The sequence below is a fragment of the Caballeronia sp. LZ001 genome (genome assembly GCF_031450875.1).
Lineage (GTDB): Bacteria > Pseudomonadota > Gammaproteobacteria > Burkholderiales > Burkholderiaceae > Caballeronia.
This window is the reverse complement of record NZ_JARTVX010000003.1, coordinates 556992-574011: the sequence shown is the minus strand read 5'-3', so window position 1 is coordinate 574011 and position 17020 is coordinate 556992. Positions and strand designations below refer to the sequence as shown.

The 17020-nt window shown below is 61.2% G+C and carries 15 protein-coding genes and 1 pseudogene; 3 read left to right on the top strand and 13 right to left on the bottom strand.

All coding sequences use genetic code 11. The features are described 5' to 3' along the window. Window positions 1-131: 131 nt before the first annotated feature. The 7 genes and pseudogenes from P9292_RS07085 to sdhC form a co-directional block, all read right to left on the bottom strand. Entirely contained in the window at window positions 132-548 is a 417-nt protein-coding gene (locus P9292_RS07085; RefSeq protein ID WP_284503456.1) for a rubredoxin, read from the bottom strand. A gap of 192 nt (window positions 549-740) precedes the next feature. Beyond that, a pseudogene (locus P9292_RS07080) lies at window positions 741-1719 on the bottom strand (porin). A 141-nt stretch (window positions 1720-1860) separates the two neighbouring features. After that, window positions 1861-4293: a glucose/quinate/shikimate family membrane-bound PQQ-dependent dehydrogenase gene (locus P9292_RS07075; RefSeq protein ID WP_309958423.1), complete on the bottom strand. Its 2433-nt coding sequence runs from the start codon at window positions 4291-4293 to the stop codon at window positions 1861-1863. Between the two features lie 361 nt (window positions 4294-4654). Then, complete coding sequence (locus P9292_RS07070; protein ID WP_244829110.1) at window positions 4655-5359, bottom strand: succinate dehydrogenase iron-sulfur subunit; 705 nt, start codon at window positions 5357-5359, stop codon at window positions 4655-4657. A 19-nt stretch (window positions 5360-5378) separates the two neighbouring features. Further along, window positions 5379-7154, bottom strand: coding sequence for a succinate dehydrogenase flavoprotein subunit (gene sdhA / locus P9292_RS07065; protein WP_244829109.1), 1776 nt, complete (start codon window positions 7152-7154; stop codon window positions 5379-5381). 5 nt (window positions 7155-7159) lie between these two features. Next, window positions 7160-7528, bottom strand: a complete 369-nt coding sequence (sdhD, locus tag P9292_RS07060; protein WP_250511816.1) for a succinate dehydrogenase, hydrophobic membrane anchor protein — start codon at window positions 7526-7528, stop codon at window positions 7160-7162. A gap of 4 nt (window positions 7529-7532) precedes the next feature. Continuing rightward, window positions 7533-7943, bottom strand: coding sequence for a succinate dehydrogenase, cytochrome b556 subunit (gene sdhC / locus P9292_RS07055; RefSeq protein WP_244829107.1), 411 nt, complete (start codon window positions 7941-7943; stop codon window positions 7533-7535). Between the two features lie 219 nt (window positions 7944-8162). Here sdhC and P9292_RS07050 point away from each other — a divergent pair, with 219 nt between their 5' ends. Continuing rightward, window positions 8163-9053, top strand: coding sequence for a LysR family transcriptional regulator (locus P9292_RS07050; RefSeq protein WP_244830215.1), 891 nt, complete (start codon window positions 8163-8165; stop codon window positions 9051-9053). A gap of 29 nt (window positions 9054-9082) precedes the next feature. On the opposite strand, the gene P9292_RS07045 is transcribed toward P9292_RS07050, so the two are convergent. The 6 genes from P9292_RS07045 to P9292_RS07020 form a co-directional block, all read right to left on the bottom strand. Continuing rightward, entirely contained in the window at window positions 9083-9358 is a 276-nt protein-coding gene (locus P9292_RS07045) for a hypothetical protein (protein ID WP_244831042.1), read from the bottom strand. 174 nt (window positions 9359-9532) lie between these two features. Then, complete coding sequence (locus tag P9292_RS07040; protein ID WP_250468368.1) at window positions 9533-10237, bottom strand: TetR family transcriptional regulator; 705 nt, start codon at window positions 10235-10237, stop codon at window positions 9533-9535. Between the two features lie 41 nt (window positions 10238-10278). Beyond that, complete coding sequence (locus P9292_RS07035) at window positions 10279-11196, bottom strand: ABC transporter permease (RefSeq protein ID WP_309958422.1); 918 nt, start codon at window positions 11194-11196, stop codon at window positions 10279-10281. Further along, the gene (locus tag P9292_RS07030) at window positions 11193-12299 is read right to left on the bottom strand and encodes an ABC transporter permease (RefSeq protein ID WP_409015130.1); all 1107 of its coding nucleotides are present in this window, start codon (window positions 12297-12299) and stop codon (window positions 11193-11195) included. The genes P9292_RS07035 and P9292_RS07030 overlap by 4 nt, the downstream gene beginning before the upstream one ends. After that, a complete protein-coding gene (locus tag P9292_RS07025) occupies window positions 12296-13867 on the bottom strand; it encodes an ABC transporter ATP-binding protein (protein ID WP_309958421.1) in 1572 nt (523 codons plus the stop codon). The genes P9292_RS07030 and P9292_RS07025 overlap by 4 nt, the downstream gene beginning before the upstream one ends. Next, complete coding sequence (locus P9292_RS07020) at window positions 13864-14871, bottom strand: BMP family protein (protein WP_404989399.1); 1008 nt, start codon at window positions 14869-14871, stop codon at window positions 13864-13866. The genes P9292_RS07025 and P9292_RS07020 overlap by 4 nt, the downstream gene beginning before the upstream one ends. 175 nt (window positions 14872-15046) lie before the next feature. Between P9292_RS07020 and P9292_RS07015 the strand changes: the two genes are divergently transcribed. Together P9292_RS07015 and P9292_RS07010 are read left to right on the top strand one after the other, a co-directional pair. Next, window positions 15047-15850, top strand: coding sequence for a cysteine hydrolase (locus P9292_RS07015; protein ID WP_309958748.1), 804 nt, complete (start codon window positions 15047-15049; stop codon window positions 15848-15850). Then, window positions 15847-16980, top strand: a complete 1134-nt coding sequence (locus tag P9292_RS07010) for an amidase (protein WP_309958420.1) — start codon at window positions 15847-15849, stop codon at window positions 16978-16980. The genes P9292_RS07015 and P9292_RS07010 overlap by 4 nt, the downstream gene beginning before the upstream one ends. The last annotated feature ends 40 nt before the right edge of the window (window positions 16981-17020 follow it).

Genomic DNA, 17020 nt, shown 5'->3' with positions numbered 1-17020 from the left:
GCGGTGAGGTCTCGATGCAATGCGCCGATTATCGCAGATACCTTCCACCGCGACAGACCACGGACAAGCGCCGATGCAAGGTCGCCCGCTAATCGGCAACTCGGTAACTCGATGAAACGAACGAAGGTCTTTCAGAACTCGACCAGCGCGAAGTCTTCCTTGCCGACATCGCACAGCGGGCAGCGCCAGTCGTCCGGAATGTCGCTCCAGCGCGTGCCGGCTGCAACGCCGTGTTCAGGATCACCCGTGGCTTCGTCGTAGATCCATCCGCAGATCACGCAGACCCATTGCTTGAATTCGGATTCGACGTGGGAGCGTGCCGCTGGCGGCTGCTCGTCCTTGAGCGTCTCGTCCTCTGCGCCACGGTCGAGCGTGACCACCAGCGGGTCTGCGCCCCGCTCGCGATCGGCGGCGAGGTACGCGTCGAGTTCGGCATGAAGACGTCGCGCTTCTTCCACGGTCAGATCGATCCAGTAGGGATCGCCAGCGCCGCTATTCAAACGAGCCGGAGCAAACTGCAATTCGAGTGCCGCGCCTTTTTTGTACATGGATTCTGTTCGACTTCTTATTTCGGATAGGTCAAATGATGCTGAATTTCGATGCCTGACTTGACATGCGCGCCCGCGATGAGGTTCGTCGGCAAGCCGACATCGGACGATCCGTTGCGCGTCGCGTTGCGCGGTTTGATCGACGCACTTCGATAAAGCCGCTTAGCGTCGCTTAAAGCCGCCTGGAGCCGCTCAAAATCGCTCGATTGCGCCGATCTGCACGCCGCGAATCGGCGCACCCGGATACGCGGCCGGAAGCCCCGTCACATTCACACCGCGCAAGGTGAAGGTGGCATCGCCGCGATTACGCAGCATCGCGCCTGTCGCGTAGAACATCAATGTCTTCGAAAGATCGTATTCGCACGCAATGCTGAACTGGTCCGCGTTATTGTCGCCGCCCGATCGATCGCGCGCATAAGCATAACCAAGCGATGCGCGCAGAGCCGGCGAGAACGCGTAGCGCATCGAGACGGACATGCCGTCGTCGTGATAACGCGGCGATCCGCCATCGCCATTGAAGAAGTTGAGAAACGCCGTCGTCTTGCCGAAGCGATACGACACGCCACTCAGATTCGAACGTAGCCCCGTGCTGCCCTGCGTGTCCTGATGCGCGTAAGCAATACGGAACGGCCCGTTGCGATACGCGAAGGTTTCGTAATTGCCCGACAAGCCATTGCCCGCGCCGGCATCGCGCAAGGCGAACATGATGGTCGTCGTGAAGCCGTGAATGTCCGGCGACAGATACGTGATGCCGTTATCCGTATAAGGCGTGATCTTCGACAGGTTGTTGAGACCCGATGCGATCGTCCCGGCACCGAAGGCGTCGAGTTGTCCCTTGAACGGAATGTAGATCGGCGAATACTGACGCCCCATGCGCACTTCGCCCCACGGCGCGCCGACGCCGATCCATGCCTGACGATTGAACAAGGTGCCCGCGGTCGCAAGCGTCCCGTCAGCGGAACTGAAGCCGCTTTCGAGATCGAACAGGAGACGCGTGTCGCCAGTCAGTGGTTCGGCGCCCCGCATGCCGAAGCGCGAAGCGCGAACCGCGATACGCGCCCGAATCCATGCGCGGCGTCCACCCTGAACCGGGATTCGTCACCTCGATGCTGGTGTCGATCGTTCCATACAAGGTCACGGCGCTCTGCGCATGAACCGCCGTAGCGCCCATGCCAAACGTGCCTAGCAGGGTCAGGGCCAGGGCCAGACAGCGGCCCGAAAGAGATGTAAGACGCATATTGTTGTTGTGCTGACGCGCCAGGCCGACAGGCTCGAAGAGAAGCCGTCACTTTAACCAAGCGACGGCGCGTACTCAATGATCCAGTGCATAGGCGATGACATAATCGCCCCGATCCGGCGACTGTCGCGCGCCGCCCGCCGAAATGAGCACGTACTGCTTGCCCGTTTTCGGCGATACATAGCTCATCGGTCCACCCTGACTTCCCACCGGCAGACGCGCTTTCCATACCTCCTTGCCGGTCGCGCTATCGAAGGCACGCAGGTAGTAGTCTTGCGTCCCCGCGATGAACACGAGGCCGCCCTGCGTCGCCAGCGTGCCGCCGAGCGTCGGCATGCCAATGGGCATCTTCATCCCCATCTTGATACCGAAGGGACCCGTGTCCTGCACCGTGCCCACAGGCACTTGCCATACGATCTTCTGCGTCTTTAAATCGACCGCGGAAAGCGTGCCGAAAGGCGGCTTCTGACAAGGGATACCGAGCGGCGACATGAAGCGGTTTTTGTTGACGGCGTAAGGCGTGCCCTTCAGCGGCACCGCGCCCATGCCGGTGTTCACGGACTCGCCGCCGTTGCTGGCCTGCACGTTGTCGGTCTTCTGCGGAATCATCTGCACCCAGAGGCCGAGGCGCATGTCGTTCACGAAGATGTAATGACTATTCGGATCGGTCGAAAGGCTGCCCCAGTTCATGCCGCCGAGCGAGCCTGGAAAGCTCAGCGAGATGTCCGTGTCGGGCGGCGTGAAGAGTCCGTCGTAACGCATCGACTTGAAGCTGATTCGGCAGATGAGTTGATCGAAAGGCGTGGCACCCCACATGTCCGATTCCTTCAGCGTATCGGCGCCGATGAGCGGCATGCCGACCGAGTACGGCTGGGTATCGGGATACTGCTCGCCGGGAATGCTGCCCTTCTTGACGGGCTTTTCCTCGACGCGCGTGAGCGGCTGACCCGTAAGCCGATCGAGCACGAAGATCTGCCCGGACTTCGTGCCGAAGACCACGGCGGGTTTGGTCGAACCATCCTTCTCGGGGAAGTCGATCAGGCTCGGCTGCATGGGAACGTCGAAGTCCCACAAATCGTTGTGGACCGTCTGGTAGACCCACTTCTCCTTGCCCGTCGTGGCATCGAGCGCGAGGATGGATGTGGCATAACGATGATCCAGAGCCGTGCGGTTCGCGCCCCAGAGATCCACCGAGGAGCTGCCCATCGGGATGAACACCGTGTTCATCGCGGGATCGTACGACATGGGCGCCCACGAGTTCGGCGTGCTCCGAGCAAAGGTCTGACCCGGCTCGAGTTGCGCGTTGGGATCGTCATGACCCGGATCGAAGGCCCAGCGCATTTGCCCCGTGATGACATCGAAACCGCGCAGCACGCCACCGGGCATGTCGGTCTGCACGTTATCCGCTACTCGCCCGCCTACGACCACGGTCGTGCCTGCAAGCGTCGGCGCGGAAGTAAGCTGATACTTGGGGTCATCCGCCGCGCCAAGGCCTGCTTTCAGATTCACGAAACCATGGTCGCCGAAGCTTTCGCAGAGCGCGCCGTTATCGGCATCGATGGCAACGAGGCGCGCATCGATCGTGTTCATCAGGATGCGGCGCTGACACGCTTCGCCCGATGCAAGCGTCGGCGCGATCACGGGCGTCGAACCCGCGACCGAAGGCTGCGTAAGCGCTTGCGTGGCATCGAAGTATGCGAGGCCGCGACAACGGTTCCACACCTGCGCCTGCGCATTGATTTCGCGTTTCCAGATTTGCTTGCCGCTGTCGACATCGACAGCGATCACGTTGTTATGCGGCGTGCACATGAAGATGCGATCGCCCACTTGCAACGGCGTCTGCTGATCTTCCGCGCCGTTGCCACCGGGACTCACCGGCACGTCGCCCGTATGAAAAGTCCATGCAACGTGCAGGTCCTTGATGTTGTCGCGCGTGATCTGGTTCAGCGCCACGAAGCGGCTGCCGCCCGGCGTATTGCCATAGTTGCTCCAATTCTTCTGCGCGTCGTTCTGTGCAAGCGGTGCGAGCGGCGCAGGCGTGCCTTCGAAGGCGACCGGGTCGTGCGGTTCGAACATCTGCACGAACGTGACGACCATGCCCAACGCAAACAGCGCGCTCAAACCGTATGCCCATTTCGACGCGGGCGTCACCCTCTCATGCTTGCGCAACGACGGCCACAGCAGCAACGTGAGCACCATGAAGCCCGTCGGCAACATGAGACGCGACACCAGCGGCCAGAAATCGAAGCCTGCGTCGATCAAGGCCCAGATCAGCGTGCCGACGAACGCCACGCCATACACGATGACCGCCGAAGACCGCGCGCGCATCAACTGCACCGCGGCCACGGCGATCACGATCCCGGCGATCACGAAGTACGGGCTGCCGTGCAGCAAGACGAGCTTCGCGCCGCCTGCAACGAAGAACAGACCCGTGGCCAGCATTGCGAGCCCCAACAACACACAACCGGTTCTCAGCGCGGCTGAAACACGGGTATTACTCGTAGACATCTATTTTCTCCAAGAAGCTCGGGCGCGGTCGGTCGCGAAGGATAGAGCCTTCGGTACGCTGGATGGGAACGCATCGGCGAAACAGGCTTGCAGACGAAGCGTTGCTGCACGGCGCAGGGTTGCGCGCGGCACGGCCCTTCTCAACACCATGCGAGGAGCATGGCGATTAACGGTGCCGAGGACGGCACCTGTTCGATCTAGATATTCTAACCGGATAGTTAAACATGTGCTTAGTTAGTCTTAGTGTCTGTCCCTTTTCGACGGGACGTTTGCGCGCTTGGGCTAGCTCTCAAACGACAACTGCCGAAGCTGGCTCACGCTCAGCTTCGGCAGTCGTTCAATGCTTGTTACGCCATTCGCGCTACACCGCGCGGCGCACCATCAATTCCTTGATCTTGCCGATCGCCTTGGTCGGGTTGAGCCCCTTCGGGCACACGTCGACGCAATTCATGATCGTGTGGCAACGGAACAGACGATACGGATCTTCCAGATTGTCCAAACGCTCGCCGGTCGCTTCATCCCGGCTATCCGCAATGAAGCGATACGCCTGCAGCAAGCCCGCCGGTCCGACGAACTTGTCCGGATTCCACCAGAAGCTCGGGCACGACGTCGAGCAACTCGCGCACAGAATGCACTCGTACAGCCCGTCGAGCTCGTCGCGTTCGACCGGCGACTGCAGACGCTCTTTTTCCGGCGGCGGCGTGTCGTTGATCAGATACGGCTTGATCGAATGATACTGATTAAAAAATTGCGTGAAGTCGCAAATCAGATCGCGCACCACCGGCAAGCCCGGCAGCGGACGCAGCACAATGCGCTGCGGCAGATCGTTCATGTTCTGCAAACACGCGAGACCGTTCTTGCCGTTGATGTTCATCGCGTCCGAGCCGCACACGCCTTCGCGGCACGAACGGCGAAACGACAGCGTCTCGTCGACCGACTTCAGCTTGAGCAGTGCATCGAGCAGCATGCGTTCGTGCGAGTCGATCTCCAGCTCGTAGGTCTGCATGCGCGGGGCTGCGTCCTTGTCCGGATCGTAGCGATAGACTTCGAAGATTCTCTTTGCCATTTCGATTTTCCCTTGTGCCTTAGAAGGTCCGTGCCTTCGGCGGCACCGATTCGACCGTCAGCGGCTTCATCTGCACCGGCTTGTAGTCGAGGCGATCGCCTTCGCTGAACCACAGCGTATGGCGCATCCAGTTCTCATCGTCGCGATGCTCGAAGTCGCTGTGCGCGTGCGCGCCACGGCTTTCCTTGCGCGCTTCGGCCGACACCATGGTCGCGCGCGCGACTTCGATCAGGTTCGCCAACTCCAGCGCCTCGACCTTCGCCGTGTTGAACACCTTCGATTTGTCCTTCAGATGCACGTGCTTCACGCGCGCGGTCAGTTCGTCGATCTTGCTCACGCCCTCTTCGAGCAGCTTCGATGTGCGGAACACGCCCGCATGCGCCTGCATGGTCGAACGAATGTCGTTGGCGATGTTCTGCGTGTATTCGCCCGACGTCGACTTCTCCAGCACCGCGAGGCGTTCGAGCGCGAAGTCGGCGGCATCGGCCGGCAGCGGCTTGTGCTCTTTCAACTCCTTCGCGTGCTTGATGATGTGATTGCCCGCCGCGCGGCCGAACACCACCAGGTCGAGCAGCGAGTTCGTGCCCAGACGGTTCGCGCCGTGCACCGAGACGCACGAGCATTCGCCCACCGCGTAGAACCCGTTGACCGGCTCGTTATAACCATTGGACGTACCCACGACCTGCCCGTGCATGTTCGTCGGTATGCCACCCATTTGATAGTGGATGGTCGGCACCACGGGAATGGGCTCCTTGATGCAATCGACATTGGCGAACTTGAGCGCGATCTCGCGAATCGACGGCAAGCGCTTCATGATCGTCTCGGCGCCGATGTGCGACAGATCCAGCAACACGTGGTCCTTGTTCGGACCCACGCCACGGCCTTCCTTGATTTCCTGATCCATCGAACGCGAAACGAAGTCGCGCGGCGCGAGGTCCTTGAGCGTCGGTGCGTAGCGCTCCATGAAGCGGTCGCCGTTCGAATTGCGCAAGATGCCGCCTTCGCCGCGCACGCCCTCGGTAATCAGCACGCCCGCGCCCGCGACACCGGTCGGGTGGAATTGCCAGAACTCCATGTCCTGCAACGCGATGCCCGAGCGCGCGGCCATGCCCAAGCCATCGCCCGTGTTGATGAACGCATTCGTCGATGCCGCGAAGATACGTCCCGCGCCGCCCGTGGCGAACAGCGTGGTCTTGCCTTCGAGGATATACACGTCGCCCGTTTCCATCTCCAGCGCGGTGACGCCGAGCACATCGCCTTCGGCGTCGCGGATCAGGTCCAGCGCCATCCATTCGACGAAGAAGTGCGTTTTGGCCGCGACGTTCTGCTGATACAGCGTGTGCAACAACGCGTGGCCGGTACGGTCGGCCGCGGCGCAGGCGCGTTGCACGGGCTTTTCGCCGTAGTTGGCCGTGTGTCCGCCGAACGGACGCTGATAGATCGTGCCATCCGGATTGCGGTCGAACGGCATGCCCATGTGTTCGAGCTCATACACGGCGTTGGGCGCTTCACGGCACATGAATTCGATTGCATCCTGGTCGCCGAGCCAGTCGGAGCCCTTGATGGTGTCGTAGAAGTGATAGTGCCAGTTGTCCTCGCTCATGTTGCCAAGCGAGGCGCCAATGCCGCCTTGCGCGGCGACCGTATGCGAGCGCGTGGGAAACACCTTCGACAAAACAGCGACCGACAGGCCCGCACGCGCGAGCTGCAGCGATGCGCGCATGCCCGAGCCGCCCGCGCCCACGATGACCACGTCGAAACGGCGACGCGGCAGGGAAGTCTTGATTGCAGCCATGTTCTTTAAACTCTCCAGAGAATCTGTGCAGCGTAGCCGGCGCATCCGACGAGCCAGAGGATGGTCAGCACCTGAAGAAACAGGCGCACGGCCATGGGCTTCACGTAATCCATCCAGATATCGCGAATGCCGACCCACGCGTGATAGAACAGGCAAAGCAGAGTCACGAACGTGGCAAGCTTCATCCACTGCATGGCGAAGATGGACGCCCAGCCTTCATAGGAGAAGCTGTGTGCGGCGAAGAACCAGAACAGCAAAATGACGGTGTACGCCGCCATCACGACGGCGGTGATACGTTGCGCGAGCCAGTCGCGCAGGCCGTAATGCGCGCCCACGACCAGGCGCTTCGGGCCAACTCTGTTTTGGGTTGCCATGGTCTTAGAAGGCTCCGAAAATTTTAAGGGCCATCACAGCCGTGAGAAGCAGCGAGACGACGAGCACGATCAACGCGCTTTGCTTGCCGCCTTCCTTGTTCACGCCAACGTGCGTGTCGAGCAGCAGAAAGCGAATGCCCGCGCAGAAGTGATGCAGATACGCCCACGACAGCACGAGCGTGATGATCTTGACGATGGGGTTGGCCAGAAAGCCCTTGAACGCGTCGAAACTGAGTTCCGAGGTCAGGCTCTGATCGAGCAGATAGAGAATGAACGGCAGCGACACGAAAAGCAGCAAGCCGCTGATGCGATGCAGGATGGACACCTTCCCCGCGAGCGGCAAGCGATACTTCGCGAGTTGACCAAGCCCGATGTTCCGGAACTCGGGCCTTGGTTTTTTTACGGCTTCAGCCACGGGCAGACCCCTTCTCACTTTGGATTGAGCAACCGCAGCACGTCGCCGGCACGCTCGTCGAGCGCGACTCGTCCCATCGGCCTCAGTCGAAAACCGGCCGTGTGTATTGGAGGAAGAGTTATAGGCGCGCGGTCTGCGCGATAGCGTTATTTTGTCGCGTCGTTGTTATACTGTCCAATATCTATCTCGTCTTTCTGAAATAGCTTTAACAGATATCGCATGGAATTGCGCCATATTCGTTATTTTCTGGCCGTGGCCGAAGAGCTAAACGTGACGCGCGCGGCGGAGCGGCTCGGCATCGGGCAGCCGCCGCTCAGTCAGCAGATTCACGCTCTAGAAGACGAAATCGGCGTGCGCCTGTTCCGTCGCACGGGGCACGGCGTGGTGCTGACCGAGGCCGGAGAAGCGTTTGCGGCCGATGCCAGACGCATCCTGAACGACACGCGCATTGCCGTGGAAAACGCGCAAAGCGCGGGACGCGGTGAGATGGGGCAACTCAACATCGGTTTCACGGGTTCTGCGGCGTTCAATCCGGTCGTGTCGCAACTGATTCGCGCGTATCGGCAGGCGTTTCCTAACGTTACGCTTACGTTGGCCGAAGGCAACACCGCCCAATTGCTGGCTTATCTCGATGCAGGCACCGTCGATGTCGCGTTCGTGCGGCTCGGCAGCCAGTCGCCCGTGGGCGTCGAGTTTCACCACATCGCGGTAGAGCCCATGCGTGTGGTGCTGCCCGTCACGCATCGGCTGGCGAAGAAAAAGAAGATCGCATTGTCAGCGCTAGCCGAAGATCCCTTCGTCATGCTGCCGCGCGTGGCGAGTCCGACGCTGCACGATGTGATCGTCGGCGCATGCAGGGAGGCCGGTTTCGAGCCCGTTGCAGGCCAGCAGGCGCCGCAGCTTTCGTCGGTCGTGAACCTCGTCGCAGCCGAGTTCGGCGTGTCGCTCGTGCCGGCTTCCGTGTGCCAGATACAGGTCGAAGGCGTCGTGTATGCCGACATGACCGGCAAAGCCGTATCGATCAGGCTTGCGTTGGCATCGCGGATTGAAGCCACGCAAGCCAAGACCGCGAACTTTCTCGATATGGCACTGGGTTTTGCTCAGGTTTAGGGTGGCCGCTTCCGCGTGAGCGAAGCCGCTCATTCGGCCTGAGCGTCGTGCAAATCGCCGAACAAATCCGACGTCGCACCGCTCGATGGCTGCAACGACTGCAACGCGCCGCTCCTGACCTGTTCGAGCACTTGCGGCGAGAGCCACCGCTCTTCCATTGCGGCGATGCCGCTTTCGATCATCTGCTGCAGAAAAAACGACTGCTTGCGCCCAGTCGCTTCCGCCAGTATGCGTAATCTTTGTTCGATCGCGGGCTCGACACGAACCGCGACGACCTTCAACTTGTTTTCGGCGGACCTTCTCAACCTTGACTCCCAATGCATGTCCCGCGTCGATAACGGACGCGTGCGTGGCTCGGCTTTTATCACAAAGAGGCGGCGCATCGCAATGCTTCTTTGCTGCGGCCTTCGCAAACATGCCTGCGCGCGGCTTGAATCGCACGCTTATTCACGCATTCACCGCTACACGCATTCACCGCATCACGCATTCACCGCGAGCTTCATCGTACCTTCTCTTGCGAGAAACGCGCGCACGAGTTGATGCGCCTGATCCTTGTGCGCGGACTGCCACGATGCGGCGAGCATCTCGGTATCGAACATGCGTGACAGCGTGTACGCGTTCGATTTGTGAAAATACGCGAGACTCACCAGCGTGACATAGAGATGCAACGGGTCGATGCCGCGTCTTAACGTCCCTGCCGTCTCGCCACGACGGATCAGCGTGCGCAGCATGTCGAGCACCGGCGACGACATTGCGGGAATGACCTTCGAACGCTTCATGTAGCGCGCGCGATTCAGGTTCTCCCATGAAAGCAGACACAGCAACTCGGGATGTGCCGCGAAATGGCCTTCGGTGAAATCATAAAGTTGCAAAATGCCTGCGGCGGGATCGACGGTATGCGCGTCGAGCGTGACAGCTAATTCGGCTTCGCGAAGGCGCGCGAGCACATGCTCCAGGACTTCGACATAAAGCGCTTCCTTGCCGCCAAAGTAGTGATAGATCATGCGGATGTTGACCTTCGAACGGCTCGCGATGGTCTCTACGCGCGCACCGGAAAAGCCCTTGTCCGCGAACTCGCGAATGGCGATCCTGAAGATGCGCTCCTTCGTCTTCGCCGCGAGCTGCGCGCGGCGTGTGGGCGCGGCATCTTCTTTCGAGGCGCTTTTCAGCTTGGGCGGGGCCATGAGTCGTGTCGTTGATAAGGACATGTCGATGTTACCCGCCTTTAACGTCTGAACGGCAGCGTGAGCGCGCGCGGTGCGGTCTGTCTGCCGATGAGCCCCGCCACCGCGATCAACGCAAGCAAATACGGCAACATGATGAGCAACGCGGTGGGCACGTGCAGGCCGAACATCGGGAGCTGAAACTGCATGGCCGTGGCGGCACCGAACAAGAGACACGCGAGCGCCGTGCGGCCGATCTTCCAGTTGCCGAAGATGATGGCGGCAATCGCCAGATAACCCGTACCGTTGGTCATATTCTCCGTGAACGTGTGTATGTCGCCGATGGAAATGAAGCAGCCCGCTGCCGCCGACATCACGCCCGAGTACACCACCGCGCCATAACGAATGCGCGTGACAGGCAGCCCCGATTGATCGACGGCGCGTGGCGCGACGCCTGTCGCATGCAGCGCAATGCCGAGCGCGGTGCGGCGCATGATGACCGACGTTGCGATCAAAACGGCAAACCCCGCATACAGCAGCCACACCTGGCCGAACACCGGCTCGCCTATCAACGGCAATTTGCCGAGCACGGGCGGCGACCAGTGCGCGAGGCCGGGAATGACCGCGCTGGAACGTTCGCCGAAAACTGCCCGGTATGCGAGCGTCGTGCCACCAAGCGCGAGAATGTTGATGCCGATGCCCGTCACGATCTGATTCGCGCGCAAGGTCACGCTCAGAAACGCCTGCAGCAAGGCAAGCGGAATCACGCCGAGCATGCCGCATAAAAGCCCGAGCGATGGATGCCCCGTCAGCCAGGAAAACACCGCGCCGAGAAACGCGCCCGTCAGCATCATGCCTTCGACGCTCATGTTCAACACGCCTGCGCGTTCGCTGATGAGTTCGCCGGTCGAAGCAAGCAACATGGGCGCGGCCAGGCGAATGGATGCGCCCGCAAAGACCGCGAGAAGTTCGAGGTTCATCGCGAAGTTTCTCCTTTATCGAGCCACATTGCGCCGCCTGCCAAAGCGATCGTGACGATGCCCTGCACGATCAGCACGAGCGCTGATGGTACTTGCGCGACCATCTCCATGTTGATGCCACCCGAGCGCAAGAAGCCGAACATCAAGGCCGCCGCGAACACGCCGGTGATCGAACCACGCGCGAGTAAACCGACGACAAGGCCATCGAAACCGTAGCCCGACGAGAAGCCCGCCTTCAGCGAGTATTGATCGCCTTGCAGCATCAACGCGCCGGCGAGTCCGCTGAACGCGCCTGCGATCGCAAGCGCGCCGACGAGCGATGACGTAATCGGCAAGCCCGCGCGCTTGGCGGCAACGGCGTTGAGCCCCGCTGCGCGCAACGACAGGCCGAAGCGCGTGCGCGCGAGCATCACGGCCGATGCAACAGCCAGCACGAGCGTCACCGGCAAGCCGATATTCAGATTCATGCCGCTTGCCATGAAGATGGCCGGCAGCTTGGTTACATCGGGAATTTCCAGCGATTCAGGCAAGGTCGCGCCGCTCGTCATTGGTTGACGCAACAGTGCATCGCTTTGCACGCACCAGTAAAGCAGCCACACGGCGATGAACGAAAGCAGCAGCGTACTGATGACTTCGTTGGTACCGGCTTTAGCTTTCAGCACGCCGGGAACGCCGCCCCATACCGCACCTGCGGCGGCCGCCGTGAGCATCGGCACGATAAAGGCGAGGCCGAAAGGCAAGTGCGCGCATCCGCCGTAGAGACTCATCGCCGTGGCAACTATGCCGCCTATCGCCAGTTGCCCTTCTCCGCCCACGTTGGTCAGCTTCGCGCGGTTTGCGATGACAAAGCCCGTGCCGACGAGCGCGAACGCGAGGCTGCGATTGACGGAGGCCCCGATTGCATAGGGCGAGCCCCACGCGCCATCTGCGAACGCGGCGAGCGCATCGGCAATGGATACGCCCATCACCGCGATCAAGCCGAGCGCCGCGAGCATTGCAAAGAGCACGGCCGCCGCGATCACGAACGCAACGCGTAATTGCGGCGCATGGCGCGCGCCGGACGTTGCCGCGAAGGGCCGATGCAGCTTCATGTTGACGTTCATGCGTTATCTCCCGAGCCCGCCATCCATGCGCCGATACGACCGCGATTGCTCGCATCGGGCGTACAAGTGCCCATGATGCGACCGCGATACAGCACGACGATGCGATCGGCGACGCTCATCAGTTCGTCGAGTTCAGAGGAAATGAGCAACACGCCCACGCCGCGATCGCGCGCCGCGCGAATATGCGCATAGACGGCGGCCACCGCGCCGACATCGAGCCCGCGCGTGGGCTGCGCCGCAAGCAGGAACAGCAAAGGGTCGAGCGTGAGTTCGCGTGCAAGAACGGCTTTCTGCTGATTGCCGCCGGAGAGTCCGCCGAACAACGCATCGGGGCCGCTTGCACGCACGTCGAAACGTTGCATGAGTTCGAGCGCGGCATCGCGCATGGCGCGGCGGCGCAGAAAGCCACCGCGCGTATAGCGGTCGAGATGATTGAGCAAGAGGTTGTCGGTGAGACTCATGCCGGTGACGCAGCCTACCGCGTGACGATCTTCCGGCACGATACCGACGCCCGCTTCCGTTAATTCGCGCGGGCTGGCGTTGGACATGTCGCGGCCAGCGATAAAGAAGCGCCCCGACGATGCGCTCAGCATGCCCGCGAGCACCGCGCCGAGTTCGCTTTGACCGTTGCCTTCCACGCCCGCGATACCGACGATTTCGCCGCGATTCACGACGAGCGTGCAGTCCGCGAGACGCGTGACGCCTTCCGCGTCGCGAGCGCTCAGGCCGTCGAGTTGCAGTACTTCGTCGTCGAGCGGTCGCGAGTACGGCGAGCCGCTTTGCACGAGTGACAGACGCGTCGCGAGATCGTCGGCGGCATCGCTGTCTTCGCGATGAATCATCGCGTGCACGAGCCGGTCGATATCCCTCGATGGATTCGACGAACGCGCGACCACGCGTCCGGATTGCAGCACGGTCGCATGTGTCGCAATGCGGCCGATTTCCTTGAGCTTGTGCGTCACGAGCACCACCGCGCAACCGCGTTTCGCCACGCGTTCGCACGTGTCGAGCAACGCATCGATCTCGGCGGGCAAGAGCACGGCGGTGGGTTCATCGAGCAGCAGAAGACTCGGCTCGCGCATCAGGCATTTGACGATCTCGACGCGTTGCCGTTCGCCGACGGACAAGTCCGCGATCTTCGCGTCGAGCGAAAGATCGAGACCGACGCTCGCCAACACGTCTTGCACGCGCGTGGCTTCCGCTGGCCGGTCGAGCCAGCCGCGCGCCTGACCGAGCAACAGGTTGTCGAGCACGGTGGCATCGTCGACGAGACTGAAATGCTGATGCACCATGGCGATACCGTTCGCGAGCGCTTCGCGCGGATTGCGCGGCCGATACGGCGCGCCGTTGACGCGCATGGCACCCGCGTCCGGCTGATGCACACCGAAGATCACATTGCACAGCGTCGACTTGCCCGCGCCGTTCTCGCCGAGCAGACAATGCACGTCGCCGGGAAACAGGTCGAGCGAGACGTCGTCGAGCGCCGTGAACGCGCCGAAGCGTTTGCCGATTCCCTGCAGCGAGAGAATGGGCGAACTATCGGCGGATGGGGAAGCCAGCGTGCTCATCCTTCAGAAACCTTGATCTTGCCGCTCTGGATATCGTCTTCGATCTGCTTGATCTTGGCGTCCATGGCGGGCGTGGATTTGCAGATCACCATGCCGGATGCTTTCGGCCCCATTGCAAGGCCGAACGCTTTATAGCCCGGCTGCCATTGCCCCTTCTCCAGTTGCTCGATGGCGTACTGCGCCTGATAGCCCACGCCCGTGATGCTGTATGCGATGTAAAGCGGATCGCTTCCGCAACGGTCCGTATAGCTGCCGATGATGTGCGTGTCTTTTTCCTTCGCCGCTTGTTCGAGCCCGCGCAAGCCGAGATTCAGGATGTGATAGTGCACGTCCGCGCCCTGCGCGATGGCCGCTGCCGTCGCTTCGCGCGCCTTCGCCACGTTGTCGAAGTCGCCGGTATAAGCCTCGAAGTACTTGACCTTCGGATTGATATAGCGCGCACCGTTGCCGAACTCCTTGCCCGCATTCACGATCGACGGAATCTCCATGCCGCCCACATAACTCACCGCGCCGTTCTTCGACAGCATGGCTGCAGCCGCGCCCGCGACATAAGCGATCTCGGCCTGCTTCACGTCATAGCCCGCGACATTCGGCGGCATGTTCTCGCCCTTGTTGCCGCCGACGATGGAGAATTTCACGTTGGGAAAGCGCTTCGCGACCTTGAGTACCGCAGCCTGCGTCTGACCGCCGATGCCGATCACGAGCTGATTCTTCGTCGCGAGATTCGTGAGCGCCTGCTCCATGTCCGCGTAGTTGATGTTCTCGATGATCTGCGTCTTCAGCTTCGGGCCGAACTCCTTTTGCGCGGCCGCGACGCCTTCATACCCCGACTCCATCCAGCCCTTGTCGGATTTCGAACCGGGGATCAGGACGCCCACGCGCATCGCTTCATCGGCCGCGTGCGCAGGGCGGATAAAGAACGCCGGCACGCCGAGCGCAACTACGCCGGCAATGGCCACGACGCGTTTCATCAGGATGGAAGGCTGTTGCGAACGGAACATCACTGGCACTCCTTTTGCGTTGGATTTCGGTAAGTAGGTTATTCATGAGTGAAATGCACATTGCAACTTCAATGCCATGTTCGACCCGCGCGTGAATGACGAATACGTCGCGTCAGTCGCGTTCGGTGTCATCGGCGACCTGCGGCAACATCCTCAACTCTTTACGATGGAGAACACGATGGACCACGCCCCGAACCCCGCCACGTCAGGCGCTGGCTTGCTCGGCGCATTCGCGCAGACGCGCTGGCAAGCGACGGAAACGCTCGTCGATATGGCCGTGCCAACGCCCGTTCCGCGGCTCGCGACACTCGATGCCGAGCCGCAGAAAGTGCGCTTCGACATCGAGAAAACAGCGCTCGTGATCATCGACATGCAGAACGACTTCTGCACCAAAGGCGGGTGGGTCGACCATATCGGGGGCGATTACGGTGCGGACCGTGCACCAATAGCGCCATTGCAGCGCCTGCTGCCGATCGCGCGGAAAAGCGGCGTGCCGGTGATTTGGGTGAACTGGGGCAATAGGCCCGATCTCGCCAACATGCCGCCTAATCAACTGCATCTGTATAAGCCGAAGGGAACGGGCATCGGGCTTGGCGAGGCCTTGCCTGAACATGGCGCACATGTCCTCGAAAAAGATTCGTGGGCCGCCGCCGTGGTCGATGAACTGAAGATCGAGCCGCAAGACATCAGCGTGGACAAGTACCGCATCAGCGGCTTTTGGGACACGCCGCTCGACAGCATTTTGCGTAATCTCGGTACACGTACCGTGTTTTTCGCGGGCGTGAACACGGACCAATGCGTGATGCACACACTCACCGATGCCAATTTTCTCGGCTACGGTTGCGTGATGCTCATCGATTGTTGCGCGACTTCATCGCCCGACTTCTGCACGGAAGCGAGTATCTGGAACGTGAAGAAATGCTATGGCTTCGTCGCGGATTCGTTGCAATTCGCCGACGCATTGAACAGCACGGCCGCATGAACGCTTTCGTTCCCGGTCCGCGTATTCGCGTGAACGCAACCGGCAGCGGCGCGCTCGATGGCTTGCGTTTTGCGGTGAAGGATTTGATCGATATCGCGGGCGTGACGACGGGCGGCGGCAATCCCGATTGGTTTGCCACGCACGATGCCGCGCAATGTCATGCGCCGTGCGTGGCGAAGCTGTTAGCGGCGGGCGCATCCGTGGATGGCAAGACCATCACCGATGAACTCGCCTACAGCCTCGAAGGCTCGAACGAACACTATGGCACGCCGCTCAATCCGCGTTGGCCGCATGCATTGCCGGGTGGATCGTCGAGCGGATCGGCATCGGCGGTTGCGAGCGGCAGTGTCGATTTCGCACTCGGCACCGACACCGGCGGCTCGGTGCGTGTGCCTGCCGCGTTCTGCGGACTCTGGGGCATACGGCCAACGCACGACGCGGTATCGCTCGATGGCGTGCTGCCGTTTGCACCATGCTTCGACACGGTCGGATGGTTCGCGCGCTCGGGTGATGTGCTTGCGCGCGTTGCAAACGTGCTCCTCGATGAGGTCGCTTCCCACGATGCTCCCACGCGTCTCTTGCGCTGCAAGGACGCATTCGACGCGCACGGTTCCGCGCGTCTGCGCGAATTTGCACCCGCATCCGCCGAGATCGAACTCTTCGCGGGCGAGGGCTCGGACTGGCTGCATGTCTATCAGCAGTTGCAGGACGACGCGATACGTGCGTCTCTTGGTTCATGGATCGACACGCATACGCCGCGCTTCGGAGCGAACATCGCGCCACGCTTCGCGCGGCTCAAGTCGATCGACGACGCGGAAGTGAATCGGTGCCACGCTTTACGCGAGGAATATGCGGCACATATTGCGCATATCGTCGCCGATGCCTTGATTGTGCTGCCAACTACGCCCGTCTCGCTTTTGCGCCAGAATGAAACGTCGGAGCGTATCGGCGCGTTCTATAGCGATGCCTTGACCTTCAACGCCATCGCGGCATTTGCCGGACTGCCGCAAGTGACCATACCCATTGCGAACGAGTCGACCGGCCCGCTCGCGTTGTCCTTGATCGGTCCGCGTAACAGCGACCGTGCCTTGATTGCGCGGGCGCGAAGTCTGTTTTTCAAAATCGAATGAGGTAGACGACCTTGTCTACTCATCATCGCTTTCAACATCG

Coding starts and splice junctions, on each gene's coding strand:
- P9292_RS07070 (WP_244829110.1), bottom strand. CDS start 5,359: ATGGCAAAGAGAATCTTCGAAGTCTATCGCTACGATCCGGACAAGGAC.
- P9292_RS07030 (WP_409015130.1), bottom strand. CDS start 12,299: ATGAACGTCAACATGAAGCTGCATCGGCCCTTCGCGGCAACGTCCGGC.
- sdhD (WP_250511816.1), bottom strand. CDS start 7,528: ATGGCAACCCAAAACAGAGTTGGCCCGAAGCGCCTGGTCGTGGGCGCG.
- P9292_RS07035 (WP_309958422.1), bottom strand. CDS start 11,196: ATGAACCTCGAACTTCTCGCGGTCTTTGCGGGCGCATCCATTCGCCTG.
- P9292_RS07085 (WP_284503456.1), bottom strand. CDS start 548: ATGTACAAAAAAGGCGCGGCACTCGAATTGCAGTTTGCTCCGGCTCGT.
- sdhA (WP_244829109.1), bottom strand. CDS start 7,154: ATGGCTGCAATCAAGACTTCCCTGCCGCGTCGCCGTTTCGACGTGGTC.
- P9292_RS07025 (WP_309958421.1), bottom strand. CDS start 13,867: ATGAGCACGCTGGCTTCCCCATCCGCCGATAGTTCGCCCATTCTCTCG.
- P9292_RS07015 (WP_309958748.1), top strand. CDS start 15,047: ATGGACCACGCCCCGAACCCCGCCACGTCAGGCGCTGGCTTGCTCGGC.
- P9292_RS07010 (WP_309958420.1), top strand. CDS start 15,847: ATGAACGCTTTCGTTCCCGGTCCGCGTATTCGCGTGAACGCAACCGGC.
- P9292_RS07040 (WP_250468368.1), bottom strand. CDS start 10,237: ATGGCCCCGCCCAAGCTGAAAAGCGCCTCGAAAGAAGATGCCGCGCCC.
- P9292_RS07075 (WP_309958423.1), bottom strand. CDS start 4,293: ATGTCTACGAGTAATACCCGTGTTTCAGCCGCGCTGAGAACCGGTTGT.
- P9292_RS07050 (WP_244830215.1), top strand. CDS start 8,163: ATGGAATTGCGCCATATTCGTTATTTTCTGGCCGTGGCCGAAGAGCTA.